At 61.8% G+C, this 14,464-nt stretch carries 13 protein-coding genes; 4 read left to right on the top strand and 9 right to left on the bottom strand.

Annotated features, from left to right (window positions below; genetic code table 11):
• Positions 1–67 precede the first annotated feature (67 nt).
• Positions 68–2,470, top strand: coding sequence for a TonB-dependent receptor plug domain-containing protein (locus tag ACP7EG_RS01155; protein WP_426086082.1), 2,403 nt, complete (start codon positions 68–70; stop codon positions 2,468–2,470).
• 77 nt (positions 2,471–2,547) lie between these two features.
• Here ACP7EG_RS01155 and ACP7EG_RS01150 read toward each other — a convergent pair whose 3' ends face one another.
• Together ACP7EG_RS01150 and ACP7EG_RS01145 are read right to left on the bottom strand one after the other, a co-directional pair.
• Positions 2,548–2,937, bottom strand: coding sequence for a GNAT family N-acetyltransferase (locus ACP7EG_RS01150; RefSeq protein WP_426086081.1), 390 nt, complete (start codon positions 2,935–2,937; stop codon positions 2,548–2,550).
• A 115-nt stretch (positions 2,938–3,052) separates the two neighbouring features.
• On the bottom strand, positions 3,053–3,538 hold the full coding sequence (locus ACP7EG_RS01145; protein WP_426086080.1) for a hypothetical protein: 486 nt from the start codon (positions 3,536–3,538) through the stop codon (positions 3,053–3,055).
• A gap of 199 nt (positions 3,539–3,737) precedes the next feature.
• On the opposite strand from ACP7EG_RS01145, the gene ACP7EG_RS01140 reads away from it, so the two are divergent.
• A complete protein-coding gene (locus ACP7EG_RS01140) occupies positions 3,738–5,942 on the top strand; it encodes an OsmC domain/YcaO domain-containing protein (RefSeq protein WP_426086079.1) in 2,205 nt (734 codons plus the stop codon).
• An 86-nt stretch (positions 5,943–6,028) separates the two neighbouring features.
• Positions 6,029–6,625, top strand: a complete 597-nt coding sequence (locus ACP7EG_RS01135; protein WP_426086078.1) for a 2-hydroxychromene-2-carboxylate isomerase — start codon at positions 6,029–6,031, stop codon at positions 6,623–6,625.
• Positions 6,626–6,631: 6 nt separating this feature from the next.
• Here the strand turns inward: ACP7EG_RS01135 and coaD are convergent, their stop codons facing one another.
• The 5 genes from coaD to ACP7EG_RS01110 form a co-directional block, all read right to left on the bottom strand.
• Positions 6,632–7,777 (bottom strand): pantetheine-phosphate adenylyltransferase, encoded by a 1,146-nt coding sequence (gene coaD / locus ACP7EG_RS01130; protein WP_426086077.1) that lies wholly within the window; start codon positions 7,775–7,777, stop codon positions 6,632–6,634.
• Positions 7,778–7,863: 86 nt separating this feature from the next.
• Complete coding sequence (locus ACP7EG_RS01125; protein WP_071075926.1) at positions 7,864–9,204, bottom strand: ATP-binding protein; 1,341 nt, start codon at positions 9,202–9,204, stop codon at positions 7,864–7,866.
• 2 nt (positions 9,205–9,206) lie between these two features.
• Positions 9,207–9,866 carry a response regulator gene (locus ACP7EG_RS01120; protein ID WP_010400558.1) on the bottom strand — a complete coding sequence of 220 codons (660 nt, stop codon included), beginning with the start codon at positions 9,864–9,866 and terminating at the stop codon, positions 9,207–9,209.
• 108 nt (positions 9,867–9,974) lie between these two features.
• The gene (locus tag ACP7EG_RS01115) at positions 9,975–11,489 is read right to left on the bottom strand and encodes a Do family serine endopeptidase (protein ID WP_096237343.1); all 1,515 of its coding nucleotides are present in this window, start codon (positions 11,487–11,489) and stop codon (positions 9,975–9,977) included.
• A 271-nt stretch (positions 11,490–11,760) separates the two neighbouring features.
• Complete coding sequence (locus ACP7EG_RS01110; RefSeq protein ID WP_282406839.1) at positions 11,761–12,237, bottom strand: Hsp20 family protein; 477 nt, start codon at positions 12,235–12,237, stop codon at positions 11,761–11,763.
• A gap of 222 nt (positions 12,238–12,459) precedes the next feature.
• Here ACP7EG_RS01110 and ACP7EG_RS01105 point away from each other — a divergent pair, with 222 nt between their 5' ends.
• Positions 12,460–12,810, top strand: coding sequence for a hypothetical protein (locus tag ACP7EG_RS01105; RefSeq protein ID WP_100876674.1), 351 nt, complete (start codon positions 12,460–12,462; stop codon positions 12,808–12,810).
• Between the two features lie 79 nt (positions 12,811–12,889).
• Here the strand turns inward: ACP7EG_RS01105 and ACP7EG_RS01100 are convergent, their stop codons facing one another.
• Entirely contained in the window at positions 12,890–13,648 is a 759-nt protein-coding gene (locus tag ACP7EG_RS01100; RefSeq protein ID WP_426086076.1) for an alpha/beta hydrolase family protein, read from the bottom strand.
• Positions 13,649–13,717: 69 nt separating this feature from the next.
• Positions 13,718–14,422 carry a glutathione S-transferase N-terminal domain-containing protein gene (locus ACP7EG_RS01095; protein WP_426086075.1) on the bottom strand — a complete coding sequence of 235 codons (705 nt, stop codon included), beginning with the start codon at positions 14,420–14,422 and terminating at the stop codon, positions 13,718–13,720.
• Positions 14,423–14,464: the final 42 nt, after the last annotated feature.

Genomic DNA, 14,464 nt, shown 5'->3' with positions numbered 1-14,464 from the left:
AGTATCGCTGGTGAATGCTGAAATGATGGCACTAGAATCAAGTCACAATACCACTTGGAGATACTGCGTGCCGACCCTCACCACCTTGCGTAAAGCCGTCCTCATCAGCCTGTACGGCAGCGCCGCCCTGGCCGCCTTCACTCCCGCCGCCATGGCCCAGTCCACGGAAGCGGGAGCCACGGACGGTCCCGTGCAAACGGTCAGCGTGGTCGGCTCGCGCCGGGTCGCCAGCTCCGCCACCGACACCATGGTGCCGGTCGATATCATTCCGATGTCCAGGGTCGCCGAGCAAGGCGGTCAGTTTGACCTGGCGCAATCGCTGCAATACATCTCGCCCTCGTTCAACTCCACGCGCCAGACGGGCGCCGACGGGGCCGACCTGGTCGATTCAGCCGCCCTGCGCGGCCTCGGCTCCGACCAGACCCTGGTGCTGGTGAACGGCAAACGGCGCCACACGACGGCCCTGGTCAACCTGTTCGGCGCGCGCAACCGCGGCAATACGGGCACGGACATGAATGCGATTCCCTTGTTGGCGATCAAGAACGTGCAAGTGCTGCGCGATGGCGCCGCCGCCCAGTACGGCTCGGACGCCATTGCCGGCGTGATCGACATCGAACTGAAGAAAAGCCTGGGTTGCGAAGCGGTGGCCGGCTACAGCCAGTATTCCGAAGGCGACGGCAAGAATTACATGACCTCCGCCTACTGCGGCATCGCGCTGGGCGACAAGGGCGTCATCGCCATCACGGGCGAATACCTGGACCGGGGCCGTTCGAACCGGGCCGACGCGGACAGCATGCGCATCATCGGCGACACCAAGTCGCAAAACAAGACGCTGTACCTGAATGGCGACTACGCCACCAGCAGCACGGGCAAACTGTACTTCACGGCCGGCGCGCAGACGCGTGACGCGTCCAGCGCCGCATTCGGCCGGGGTGGCATCGGCAGCGACGACATTCCGTCGCGCAATTCGGCCGCCATGTATCCAAATGGTTTCGTACCGTTCATTAACGGCAAGATCGATGACCAGTACGCCACCGTCGGCCACCGCAGCCAGATCGGCGAATGGCATGCTGACTTTTCGCAAACCTATGGCTACAACAAGATGCGCTATGACATCAGCCACACCTTGAACGCCTCGATCGCCAATCTTGACCTGATGAACGGTGGCAAGGGCATCAGCGCCAGCAGCTACGACGCGGGCGGCTTCTCGTTCCAGCAACTGACCAGCAACGCCGATTTCAGCCGCTATTACGACACGGTGATGAGCGGCATGAACGTGGCCTTCGGCGCCGAATACCGCAGCGAGGAATACAAGATCATGGCCGGCGAACCGGGCTCCTACAGCGACGCCGACGGCGTGGGCGTGGGCGGCAATGCGGGCAGCCAGGGCTTTCCCGGCTTCCAGCCAGGCGACGTGACCAAGGCCAAACGCCACAGCATCGCCGCATATGGCGACGTGGAACTGGACTGGACGGATCGCCTGAAAACCCAGGCGGCTTTGCGCTATGAAAAATTCAGCGACTTCGGCTCCACCGTGACGGGCAAGCTGGCCGCCAGCTATAAAGTGGCACCGAATGTGCTGCTGCGCGGCTCGGCCAGTACGGGCTTCCGCGCGCCGTCATTGCAGCAAGTGTATTTCTCGTCCACCTTCACCGACTTCATCGGCGGCGTGCCCACGGACGTGGTACTGGCCCCCAATGGCGGCGCCGTCGCCAACGCAGCAGGCATTCCCAAGTTGAAAGAGGAAAAATCCACCAGCTTTACATTCGGCACCACCTGGACGCCGACGCAAGCCATTTCCGTCACGGCCGACTTATACAATATCAAGATCAAGGACCGCATCGTGCTGTCGGGCCGCTTCAATGCCGACAACTATCCCGACCTGGCGGCGCGCCTGGCCCTGTTGGGCGTGGGCGAGGCGCAATTCTTCGTCAACTCCATCGACACGCGCACGCGGGGACTGGACCTGACGGCCTCGCATAAGGGTGAACTGGCCGGCAACCGCCTGAACACCTTCCTGGCCTTGAACTTGAGCAAAACGGAAGTGACGAAAGTCAAGACGCCCGCCTCGCTGACGGGCTTCGAGGATGTCTTGCTGTCCGAGCGCGAACGCCTGTTCATCGAACAGGGCGGCCCCCGCGCGAAAGCCACCCTGGGCTTCGACTACATCACGGGCAAGCTGGAATCGGACCTGCGCATCATCTACTTTGGCCCGCAAACCCTGGGCACCTTCAGCGGCACGGCTGAAGGCGTACCGAACGCCCGCTACGCGGCCAAGACGTCCGCCGACCTGAGCTTCACCTACAGCATCAATAAAAATACCAAACTGACCTTTGGCGGCAACAACATCTTCAACGTCAAGCCCACCACGCAGAACGCGGACGAAACGGATAACGGCTTCAAATACGACAGCGTACAGTTCGGCCTGAACGGCGCATCCTACTTTGGCCGCTTGTGGGTGAAGTTCTGATCTGAACGGACTCTTCGCATAAACACAGCGGCTGCGCCAGCATGGGCAGCCGCTGTGTTTTATGTCGGCATCACCATTCAGTGCTCATCGCCTGCATAGATCCACATGGGCTCTGTTTTCCCTGCGCGCACGAAGCCCATGGATTCGTAGAACGCGATGGCCTTGCCGTCCGCTGTCAGCATTTGCTGGTGAAACCCCGTGTATTTTTCCAGCATGGCAGCCATCATCCTCCTGCCCACGCCTTGTCCTTGCGCCAGTGGATCGACAAGCATATGCGGGAAGTAAACAACCAGATGGCCATCGGAAATGGCATTGCCGATGCCAATCAATTTGCCATCTGCGCGGGCCGTCACAAGGCTGTGGGAATTGCGCAGCGCGGCCATCAGTTCTTTGGGTTTTTCTGCGGACGACCAGTGATTGGCCTTGTAGATGGCTATCACTTCTTGCTCAGTGATCACATCATTCATGGAGATTTGCATCGGCACGGCCTTCTTTATTGATGACGCTGACCTTCGCAATGGGAAGGTCCAAGCGTTTCGACAACATCAACATCTATTGTATCGATCCACGCCCCCATCAGTTTCACAGCTCATACACGCCCATGCTCCAGTACCGGCTGCCTTGCCTGTTGCGGGCAAGCCAACCCAATGCCTGCAACTCCTTGCCGATCAGGCGATTCATGATGCCATGTCCGACCAGCAGCACAGGCCCGCTGGCGGCCAGCGCAACAAGCCGCTCGGCGGCAATCCTGGCGCGCCGCCGGCTTAGCGTCAGCGAATCGGCTCCGCGCGCATAACCGAACAACCAGAGCAGGCGAAAAATCGCCGCCCAGGCTGCAGGCGGCAGCCAAGGTGCTCTCCAGAGCGCAAAAGGCAGCCCGGCCTCGGTGAAAATCGCCTCTTGCATGAACGGCAAGTCACCCAGTGCCCTGGCCGACGAGCATGCCCTCGGTGCCGTGCTGGCCACGATAGTCGACGCCGATAGTGCTGCCATGGCGCACTCGGCAGGTATGCCATTGTCCTTGATGAGCGATTGGTTGTAGCGATCAATCCACTCGTCCATTTGCATGGGCGCTATCCAGCCCCCCTTGGCGAGTCTGGGCTCGCCGTGACGCATCAGTGTTATTCGCATGTAGTCAGATCACCTCGTACATTTATCAGTCTGTTTCATTACCCCGGCCAGCACAGCCGCAGTGAACAATGTTTGCCCTGCGGCAGAAAGCACGGATAATAGCGCCTAACTCATAAGCACAGTATTGGATTACCTCATGGAAATTAAAGTCAACTTTCTCGACAAGCTGCGTCTCGAAGCCAAGTTCGACGATTTTACCGTCATCGCCGACCAGCCCATCCGCTATAAAGGCGATGGTTCGGCGCCTGGCCCGTTCGATTACTTTTTGGCATCATCGGCACTCTGCGCGGCATACTTCGTGAAGTTGTATTGCGATACGCGCAATATTTCCACTGAAAATATCCGCCTGTCGCAAAACAATATCGTCGATCCGGAAAACCGTTACCAGCAGATTTTCAAGATCCAGGTCGAGTTGCCGGCCGATATCTCGGCCAAGGACCGCCAGGGCATCCTGCGCTCGATCGACCGTTGCACGGTGAAAAAAGTAGTGCAAGCGGGGCCAGAATTCGTCATTGAAGAAGTCGCGAACCTGGACGCCGATGCGCAATCCTTGCTGATGCTCAATCCGACCGGCGAAGCCAGCACCTATATCGTGGGCAAGGATTTGCCGCTGGAACAGACCATCGCCAATATGTCGGGCCTGCTGGCGGGCCTGGGCATCAAGATTGAAATCGCCTCGTGGCGCAACATCATTCCCAACGTGTGGTCGCTGCATATCCGCGATGCGCACTCGCCGATGTGCTTTACCAACGGCAAGGGCGCGACCAAGGAAAGCGCGCTGGCGTCGGCCCTGGGCGAGTATATCGAGCGCCTCAGCAACAACCATTTCTACGCCGGATCGTTCTGGGGTGAAGACATCGCCAACGCGGACTTTGTTCATTACCCGAACGAGCGCTGGTTCAAGCCGGGCCGCAAGGATGCGCTGCCGAAGGAAATCCTCGATGCGTACAGCCTGGAGATCTACAACCCCGATGGCGAGCTGCGCGGCTCGCACCTGGTCGACACCAACTCCGGCAATGCGGAGCGCGGCATCTGCTCGCTGCCGTATGTGCGCCATTCCGATGGCGAGGTCGTGTATTTCCCCTCGAACCTGATCGAAAACCTGTACGTCAGCAATGGCATGAGCGCCGGCAATACCCTGGTCGAAGCGCAGGTGCAATGTCTGTCGGAAATTTTTGAGCGGGCCGTGAAGCGCGAAATCCTCGAAGGCGAGATCGCCCTGCCCGACGTGCCGCAGGACGTGCTGGCGAAGTATCCCGGCATCCTGGCCGGCATCCGGGGCCTGGAAGAGCAAGGCTTTCCCGTACTGGTCAAAGATGCGTCGCTGGGCGGCGTGTACCCGGTGATGTGCGTCACCCTGATGAACCCGCGCACGGGCGGCGTGTTCGCCTCGTTCGGCGCGCACCCTAGCCTGGAAGTGGCGCTCGAGCGCAGCCTGACGGAATTGCTGCAGGGCCGCAGCTTTGAGGGCCTCAACGACTTGCCGCAGCCGACGTTTGCCAGCGAAGCCGTCACCGAACCGAACAACTTCGTCGAACACTTCATCGATTCCAGCGGCATCGTCTCGTGGCGCTTCTTCAGCGCCAGGGCCGATTACGATTTTGTCGAGTGGGATTTTTCCGGCCACGGAGAGAACTCGAATGCCGAGGAAGCGGCAACCCTGTTCGGCATCCTCGCCGGCATGGGCAAGGAAGTCTACACGGCCGAGTACGACCAGCTGGGCGCCACCGCCTGCCGCATCCTCGTGCCCGGTTATTCGGAAGTGTATCCCGTTGAGGATTTAATCTGGGACAACACCAACAAGGCGCTGCTGTTCCGCGCCGACATCCTGAACCTGCATACGCTGGACGATGCCAGCCTGGAAGATCTGCTCGAGCGTCTGGAAAACAGCGAGCTCGACGAGTACGGCGACATCGCCACCCTGATCGGCATCGAGTTTGACGAAAACACGGTGTGGGGCCAGCTGACGACCTTGGAATTGAAGCTGCTGATTCATCTCGCCTTGCAGCAATTCGAGGAAGCAAAAGAGCTGGTGGAAACCTTCCTGCAGTACAACGACAACACGCTCGAGCGCAAACTGTTCTATCAAGCCTTGAACGTGGTGCTGGAAGTGGAACTCGATGACGAGCTGGAGCTGGACGATTACGTCGTCAATTTCCGCCGCATGTTTGGCGACGAACGTATGGACGCGGTGCTGGGCTCGGTGGACGGCAGCGTGCGCTTCTTCGGCCTGACCCCGACCAGCATGCAACTGGAAGGCCTGGACCGGCACCAGCGCCTGATCGACAGCTTCAAGAAGCTGCACGCGGCGCGCGCCAAGGTGGCGACCACAGCCCGCTAGAGTGACGGGTCAGGGCAGGCGTTGCAGTCATGCCGTCGAGCCCTGGCGCAAGATGAAAGCAGCATCACCACATGGAATGAGACACCATGGCCACACTGGAATTCTGGTTCGATTTCGGCAGCAACTACAGCTACCTGAGCGCCATGCGCATCGAAGCGCTGGCGCGTGAAAAAAAGGTGCAGGTCATCTGGAAACCCTTCCTGCTGGGCGTCGTCTTCAAGGCGCTGGGATGGGAGACCTCGCCGTTCGTCTTGCAAAAACTCAAGGGTGACTACACGTGGCGCGACATGGCGCGCCAGTGCGAAAAGTACGCATTGCCATGGCAGCAACCGAGCTCCTTCCCCCGCACGGCCCTGCTGCCCATGCGCGTGGCGCTGGTCGGCGCGGACCAGGGCTGGATTGCGCCGTTTGCGCGCCGCATGATGACGATGAATTTTGCCACAGACCGCGATATCGACAACCTCGAGGCCGTCAGCGAGGTGTTGGAGGAGCTGGGCCTCGATGCACGCGCCATCCTGGCGCTGGCTTTGACACAGGACAACAAGCAGCGCCTGCGCCGCCAGACTGAACAGGCGCAAGCGTTAAACCTGTTCGGCGCGCCCAGCTTCATCAGTGACGGTGAACTATTCTGGGGCAACGACCGGCTGGACGATGCGCTGGCGCATGCCGCCGCCAGCGCCTGACGGCCATCAACCGGCCAGCGCCGCGATCTCCTTCTGCATGTTTTCAATCGCCCGCGCGTTGTACTGATCGGCGAAATACGCATCGCCAAACAGCTGGCCCGCCTGCGCCTTGCTGCATAAATGCTGCAGTGCCAGGCTTCGCTGCTGGTTGAAGCGCACGGGGTCCACATGCGCGTATTCAAGGCCGATGGCTTGCGTGTAGGCGTGATATACCTCTTCATCCTGCCCCAGGATGGCCAGGTCGGCGCTGAGCATGGCGTCCTTCAGCGCGTGGCTGATGCCGGGCCCCTGGAAATGGTCGGTGGCGCGTATCAATTGCGCCACATCGAGGTTATCCCCCGCATCGAGGCCGCTGGCCAGCCACAGCTGGGCGCTCGCCTCTTCGCTGGAATACAGGGCCTCGTCGTCATGGCTGTAGACGGCGTCGTGGAACCAGAAGGCCTTCTTGACCAGCGCGCTGTCGCGTTTGGGTGCATAGGTATTGTCGGCCCACACGCGGATTTCGGACAGGCCGTGCACCAGGTGATCGAGGTTGTGATAGTGGCGGTCCGTGCCGCCATATGCCTGCGGTCCCGTCAGGTAGGCGAACCAGTGATCCGCCAGCGCGATGTCGGCTTGCGAAGCGGTGGCGTAATGCCACAGCGCTTCCCACTCCTTGCGCAGGCAGTCGAGTATCCACGCCTGGTAGGCCGGGCCGGGGACGAATTTTTTCATGGTCCAGTTCCAGCCCACCGGGCCTTCCAGCGCCTTGACGAAGCTGGAGCTGACGGAGCCGAGGTCGCGCGGCGGCATGACGAAAATCGTCTTGGCGCCCTGCAGCACGTCCACATTGGTTTGCTGGATCAGGTTTTCATAGTCGAAATCGGCCGTCGTGCGGATGCCGCGGATCAGGTAGTCGCAGCCATGCTTTTTCGCCGCGCGCGCCGTGTAGTCGCCCTTGACGATGACCACTTGCACATTCTCCCAGCCGCACTCGCGCGCGCTCTGCTCGATGATGCGCTTGCGGTCTTCGGCCGGGAACTGCGGCTTCTTGGCGGGGTTTTGCGACAGGAAGACGATCACCTCGTCGGCGAGCGAACGCGCTTCGCCGATCACCCACATGTGGCCATTGGTGATGGGGTCGAGGGTTCCTGAAAATCCGATTCTCTGCATGTGCGCTCCGTGGTCTGGTTCTGCTTGTTTCGCAGACAATATAGGGCCACGGCGCGCGCGTCAATGCAACATGCCAAAGATCATGATCAAAACGCTCTTTTCTCCGCTTGCGGGAATTCCACGCGCACGCACAGGCCGCCCAGGCGCTCGGATTTGTCCAGCACCAGGCGCGCGCCATGGCGTTCGGCGATGGCCTTGATGATGGCCAGCCCCAGGCCGCTGCCGTTGGCGTCCGTGCCGGGCACGCGGTAGAAGCGGCTGAAGACACGTTCGCGCTCCTCGGGCGGGATGCCGGGGCCGTTGTCTTCCACGGACAAGGTCACGCCGACGGGGCTGGCGCGCAGGTCGATATCGACCGTGCCGCCCTGCGGCGTGTACTTGATGGCGTTGTCAACCAGATTGCGCAGCATGATGTTGAGCGCATCGGCCTGCCCCGCCACCTTGGCCGGGTCCATGTGATGCAGGCCCAGGTCGATCTTGCGCGCCTGCGCGATGCCGGCCATGTCGCCCAGCGCCCGCTTGACGACGTCGTTCAAGTCCACCGCCTGCAGCTGGTCGCCGCTGGCGGCGCTCGCTTCCTGACGGGCCAGCACCAGCAACTGCTCGACCAGGCGCGTGGCCCGCTCGATGCCGGCGCTCACGCGGGAAATGGCCAGGCTGCGTTTTTCTTCCGATTCGGCCCGCTCCAGGCTGAGTACCTGCAGCTTCAGGGCCGCCAGCGGCGTGCGCAATTCATGCGCGGCGTCGGCAACAAAGTGCTGCTGCGCGTCGAACGCCGTTTTGACGCGCCCGAACAGCAGGTTCAATTCATGCACCAGGGGGCGCACTTCGTCGGGCAAGCCCGCTTCCGAGACGGGAGATAAATCGTCCGCCTGGCGCGCCGCCACCTGCTTGCGCACGCGCGAGACGGGCGCCAGCGAACCGCTGACGACCCACCACACCACCAGCATCAGGATAGGCGCCATCAGCGCGATGGGACCGACCGTGCGCAGCGCCAGGCTGCCGGCCATGCGCTTGCGCACGGCCATGTCCTGCGCGATCTGCACGGTCTGGGAACTGGTTTGCACGGAGAAGATGCGGTAAGTCGTGCCGTTCGCCTTCACATTCGAAAAGCCCAGAACGGCGCGCTGCGGCAGTTCCGCGCGCGTGATCGAGCGGAACACCTGCACGCCGTCGGGCGTCCACACCTGCACCACCATGTCGTTGTTGACGGGGTCGGCCGGCAAGGCTTGCGCATGGTTGGCCAGCGGCGCGCCGGAGCGCAGCGACAGGGCCATCTGCTGCATGTGATAATCGAAGATCTGGTCGGCGTCGTACAGGGCGCTGCGGTAGGCGATCGATGCCTGCGCCAGGGCAGCCATGATGATGGCCGCCAACAAAAACCACAGCAGGCGGCCGCGCAGCGAGTGCGTCACCGTGACCTTCATCCTCATGCCTTGGGCACCATGTAGCCGAGGCCGCGCACATTCTGGATCAAGTCGCTGCCCAGCTTCTTGCGCAAGCCGTGGATATACACTTCCACGGCATTGCTGTTGACTTCATCCTTCCAGCTGTACAGCTTTTCTTCCAGCTGCGCGCGCGACAGCACGATGCCGGGGCGCGCGATCAAGGCTTCCAGCACGGCCCATTCGCGCGCCGACAGGTTGACGGGATGGCCCTCGGCGATCACTTCGCGCGTCAGCGGATTGATGGAGACGCCCTGGTGTTCGAAGATCGGTTCCGGACGGCCCGAGGCGCGCCGCAGCAGGGCACGGATGCGCGCCAGCAGTTCGTCGAGATCATACGGCTTCAAGACGTAATCGTCGGCGCCCGCGTCGAGGCCCGCGATGCGCTGCTCGACGGCGTCGCGCGCCGTGGCCACCAGCACCGGGGTATCGAGCTTGCGCAAACGCATCGAGCGCAGCACGTCGAGGCCATCCTTGCGCGGCAAGCCCAGGTCCAGCAGCACCAGGTCATAGGTTTGCGTCTGCAGGGCCGTATCGGCCATGTCGCCGTCCTTGACCCAGTCCACCGCATAGTGCTCGGCGCGCAGCAAATCGAGCACCACCTCGCCGATCATCGTGTCGTCTTCTACCAGCAATAAGCGCATGGCTTGCCTCTCTATCTTGTTATGCTTGCTTTCACCCAAAAAGATGAAAAGCTGGGGTCGGACCCTCAGGGTCCGACCCCGGTATTTGCCCTTGGGTTTGTTTCTTCATTAACCCAAACGCACGGGAATAAAAATCTTGTCGGGGCCGCGCTGTATCAGCAAGGCCACCGACTTGGCGGATTTTTCCACCACGTCGCGCACCTGCTCGACCGTGTTGACGGGACGGCCATTCACCGACAATAGCACGTCGCCCGGCAGCACACCGGCATTTGCGGCAGCACCGCCGGCGTCTTCCACCAGCAGGCCGGCACTGATGCCCGCCTCGCGTTTTTCATCCGATTGTAACGGACGCAGGGCCAGGCCCAGTTGTACCTTGCCGGCCGCGCCGTCGCTCTTCGCCACTTCGGCCACCTTGTCGGCCGCATTGCCCAGCGTCGCCGTCAGGCTGACGATCTTGCCGTCACGCCAGACGTCGAGGCTGATCTTGTCGCCTGGCAAGGACGTACCCACCAGGGCCGGCAAGTCGGCCGAAGCGATGATGCGCTGGCCATTCACCTTGCGCACCACATCGCCCGACTTCAGGCCCGCCTTGTCGGCCGGGCTGCCACGCTCCACGTTGGCCACCAGCGCGCCTTCCGGCGTGGCCAGCTTGAACGAGTCGGCAAAGCCCTGGTTGACTTCCTGCACCGTCACGCCCAGCTTGGCATGGCTGGCCTTGCCCGTGGCGACGATCTGGTCCTTGATGCGGCCGGCCAGGTCGATCGGGATGGCGAACGACAGGCCCTGGAAGCCGCCCGTCTGACTGTAGATCTGCGAATTGATGCCGACCACTTCGCCGCGCGTATTGAATAGCGGGCCACCCGAGTTGCCGGGGTTCACCGCCACGTCCGTCTGGATGAACGGCACATTGCTGTCGTCGGGCAGGGAACGGCCCTTGGCGCTGACCACGCCGGCCGTCACCGTGCTGTCGAAGCCGTACGGCGATCCGATGGCCAGCACCCACTCGCCCACTTTCAGGTCACTCGAATGGCCGAGCGGCACGATGGGCAGGTTGTTGGCGTCGATCTTCAGCACGGCAATATCGGTCTTCGGATCGGTGCCCAGCACCTTGGCGCGGAATTCGCGGCGGTCGTTCAACTTGACGGTCACTTCGCGCGCATCGCGCACCACATGGGCATTCGTCATGATGATGCCATCCGGGCTGACGATGAAGCCGGAACCGAGGCCGTGCGTGGGCACGTCGCGGCCACCGCGCTGCCCGCCTTGCGGCCCCTGGAATCGGCGGAAGAATTCGAAGAAGGGGTCGTTACCGAAGTCGTCGTTGCCGGCCTGGGCCGATGGGTCGTAAGCCACCTTGGTGCTGCCCGTGACGCTGATGTTGACGACGGCCGGGCTGTTGCGCGCGGCGATCTGGCTAAAGTCGGGCAAGGCCACCAGCGGCGCGCTGGCGGCAGGCGCGACAGCGGCAGCCACGGGGGCGGCGGGAGTGCCGGCGGCGGCATTCGCACCGGCATTGTTCTGATGCATGACCATGGCGCCACCGGCGCCCAGCACACCGATCGCGGCCAGCGCGGCTACGGTGCGTTTGATTTTCAGCGATGCGGTATTCGTTTGCTGTTCCATGAATTGCTCCTCATTCAATGAGATTTTGATGTATGCAATAGTGGGCCACGAGTCTTAGGCGGTGCTTAACATTTTTCCATTTGGAAACAGGCGTTGGCGCCTTTAAGTATCGCTTAATCCAGCGTTCCGCATGGCGGGCTATGGAGGGGCATACAGGGCCTGGACGTGACACTGGCCGGATCAACCGGCCAGTATTTTACTGCATGGGAGGGTACCCTCCTGGCTGCCCGGGCGCCAGAGGGGCGCCGCGATCAGCTCAGCTCAGCTCAGCTCAGGCTGCCTGGCGCTGCTCCAGCGCATTCACGTTGGCGGCGGTAGCGATAGTGTCGCTGCCGGTGCCGATCTCGATCTTGCGCGGTTTCAGCGCTTCCGGCACTTCACGCACCAGATCGATGGTCAGCATGCCGTTTTCAAACGTGGCGCCCGTGACCTTCACATGGTTGGCCAGCTGGAAGCGTTGTTCGAAATCGCGGGCAGCGATGCCGCGGTGCAAGAACGTGCGCTCGACGCCATCTTTCTGCTTGCGGCCCGTGACATGCAGCGAGTCGCGTTCGGTGATGATGTCAATCTCTTCGCGCGAGAAGCCGGCCAATGCCATCACGATGCGGTATTTATCTTCCGATACCAGTTCGATGTTGTAGGGCGGATAGCTGGGCTGTGCATCGGCGCGCTGTTCGTTGAGCAGCTGTGCCAGGCGGTCAAAGCCAATGGCGGAACGGTACAGGGGAGCAAGGTCAAAAGTACGCATGATAAATATCCTTTTCAAATGAAGCGATAAGAGGGGCGGACCTCACCGTGAGCATCCGCTTGCTACCAATCTAAGGACGATCAAGCGGCCTTCAAGGCCTTGAAATTGGCAAAAAGCACCCCAGACGACGCTAAATTTGTAAGAAATTTTTACACGGCCAGCCCAAAGCGATTTTGCATGGCGTCCCCTATGCGGGGCCGGCTTTTGGTGTATGCTGGCGGCATGAACAATGACACCGACATCCAGCTCAGCGGCCCCTTCAAGGCCATCGACGGCTCCGGCCGTGCCCATGACATCAAGGCCATCCGCATCTTCGACGAAGGCTACGGCATCATCGACGTCTACGTCGATTTCGCCGCGCCGCTCGAAGCGGGCGCCTACAAGGACAAGACCCTGGTCGGCCACATCCTGGCCCGCTTGCGCAGCCTCGGCTATGTAGGCCCCGACTTCGGCCACGGCGACCTGGGCTTGCAAGACAAGAAACTGATCGTCCTGGAAGCACCGGAAGAGTTTTCCGCCTTTGCAATCAGTAAAGGCTGGAAGGATCTTTCGGCCGAGTTTGACGAAGACTGATCCGTTTCCTCCCCCCCGATCTGCGCCGCGCCAGCTTCTGCTGCCGCGGCGTTTTTCATGGGCGACCGCTTAGTTCAGCTTAGTTGATATAGCGCACGCTCCATGCGGCGATGACGTTGGCAACATAGGCAGCATCATCGCGCCCCGTCAACAGATGGTCGGCATCGTCGAGCGAGACAAAACTTTTCGAGTGCTTGGCGGCCGTAAAGATATCCATCGCGTTCGACAGGCTCACCGTCGTGTCGTTGGGCGCGTGCATCACCAGCAGGGCGCGGCGCAGGCCGGCGATGTGAGCTTTCAGGCTGTGGCTGCCCGCGTCGTCGACGAATTGCTGGCGGATGCGAAATGGCCGCCCTTCCAGCTGCACCAGCGCCTCGCCCTCGGCGGCAATCTGCTCCAGGTGCGCGCTGAACATGCGCGTCACATACGCGGGCGTGCTGGGAGCGGCCAAGGTCACCACGGCGGTCGCTTCCGGCACTTGCGCGGCAGCGGCCAGCACGGCGGCGCCGCCCAGGCTGTGGCCGATCAGCAATTGCGGCGCAGCATGTTTTGCCCGCAGGAAATCGGCGGCGGCCAGCAGGTCGTCCACATTCGACGAAAAATTGGTGGCGGCAAACTCACCCTCGCTGGCGCCCAGTCCCGTGAAGTCGAAGCGCAGCACGGCGATGCCGTGCTGCGTCAAACCTTGCGCGATGCGCCGCGCGGCCAGCACGTCCTTGCCGCAGGTAAAACAGTGGGCGAACAGCGCGTAGGCGCGGATGGCGCCGTCGGGCGCGTCGAGGCGCGCCGCCAGCACATGGCCGTGCGCGCCGGGAAAATCTTGCCGTGTGGATTTCATTGTCTCAGATCAAAGCTGCCGCGCAGCGCGGCCGATGGCGCATTGTAGCGCCGTCAGGCCACAGCTGTTTTAGCCACGCGATGGGATGTCGACGCCCTTGATGACGGCAGGCCGGGCCAGGAAAGCGTCCAGCGCGCGCTGCACGTTCGGGAAATTGCCAAAGCCGACGAGCTCGCCGGCGCCATAGAAACCCACCAGGCAGCGCACCCACGGGAAGATGGCGATGTCGGCAATCGTGTACTGGCTACCCATGATCCAGTCGCGGCCCTGCAGGCGCTGCTCGAGCACGCCCAGCAGGCGCCTGGCCTCGCCGAGGTAGCGTTCCAGCGGACGCTTGTCTTCGTAGTCCTTGCCGGCGAATTTATGGAAGAAGCCCACCTGGCCAAACATGGGGCCGATACCGCCCATCTGGAACATCAGCCACTGTATCGTTTCATAGCGCAGGCCCGCGTCCTGCGGCAGGAACTTGCCCGTCTTTTCCGCCAGGTACAGCAGGATGGAGCCCGACTCGAACAGGGCCAGCGGCTTGCCGTCGGGACCGTCCGGGTCGAGGATGGCGGGAATCTTGTTGTTCGGATTGAGCGACAAGAAGGCGGGCGACAACTGGTCGTTCTGCTCGAAACTGACCAGGTGCGGCTCGTACGCCAGGCCCAGCTCTTCCAGCAGGATCGAGACCTTGATGCCGTTCGGCGTGGGCAGCGAATACAACTGCAGGCGCTCGGGATGCAGTGCAGGCCATTTTTGGGTGATGGGGAAGTCGGAAAGTTGGGACATGGAAATCCTTATTCAAGTGGTTGACGCAGCGCAAGCAAGAAA

Origin of the sequence: Janthinobacterium sp. PSPC1-1 (assembly GCF_049897625.1) — a bacterium.
Classification (GTDB): Bacteria; Pseudomonadota; Gammaproteobacteria; order Burkholderiales; family Burkholderiaceae_D; genus Janthinobacterium; species Janthinobacterium tructae.
The sequence above is the reverse complement of the archived record's forward strand: the minus strand, read 5'-3'. Positions and strand labels throughout refer to the sequence as shown.

What these genes read in the sequence shown, in the direction of transcription:
- ACP7EG_RS01110 (WP_282406839.1), bottom strand. Translation starts at nt 12,237, where the DNA reads ATGCGTACTTTTGACCTTGCTCCCCTGTACCGTTCCGCCATTGGCTTT.
- ACP7EG_RS01100 (WP_426086076.1), bottom strand. Translation starts at nt 13,648, where the DNA reads ATGAAATCCACACGGCAAGATTTTCCCGGCGCGCACGGCCATGTGCTG.
- coaD (WP_426086077.1), bottom strand. Translation starts at nt 7,777, where the DNA reads ATGCAGAGAATCGGATTTTCAGGAACCCTCGACCCCATCACCAATGGC.
- ACP7EG_RS01120 (WP_010400558.1), bottom strand. Translation starts at nt 9,866, where the DNA reads ATGCGCTTATTGCTGGTAGAAGACGACACGATGATCGGCGAGGTGGTG.
- ACP7EG_RS01105 (WP_100876674.1), top strand. Translation starts at nt 12,460, where the DNA reads ATGAACAATGACACCGACATCCAGCTCAGCGGCCCCTTCAAGGCCATC.
- ACP7EG_RS01150 (WP_426086081.1), bottom strand. Translation starts at nt 2,937, where the DNA reads ATGAATGATGTGATCACTGAGCAAGAAGTGATAGCCATCTACAAGGCC.
- ACP7EG_RS01115 (WP_096237343.1), bottom strand. Translation starts at nt 11,489, where the DNA reads ATGGAACAGCAAACGAATACCGCATCGCTGAAAATCAAACGCACCGTA.
- ACP7EG_RS01095 (WP_426086075.1), bottom strand. Translation starts at nt 14,422, where the DNA reads ATGTCCCAACTTTCCGACTTCCCCATCACCCAAAAATGGCCTGCACTG.
- ACP7EG_RS01135 (WP_426086078.1), top strand. Translation starts at nt 6,029, where the DNA reads ATGGCCACACTGGAATTCTGGTTCGATTTCGGCAGCAACTACAGCTAC.
- ACP7EG_RS01140 (WP_426086079.1), top strand. Translation starts at nt 3,738, where the DNA reads ATGGAAATTAAAGTCAACTTTCTCGACAAGCTGCGTCTCGAAGCCAAG.
- ACP7EG_RS01125 (WP_071075926.1), bottom strand. Translation starts at nt 9,204, where the DNA reads ATGAAGGTCACGGTGACGCACTCGCTGCGCGGCCGCCTGCTGTGGTTT.
- ACP7EG_RS01145 (WP_426086080.1), bottom strand. Translation starts at nt 3,538, where the DNA reads ATGCAAATGGACGAGTGGATTGATCGCTACAACCAATCGCTCATCAAG.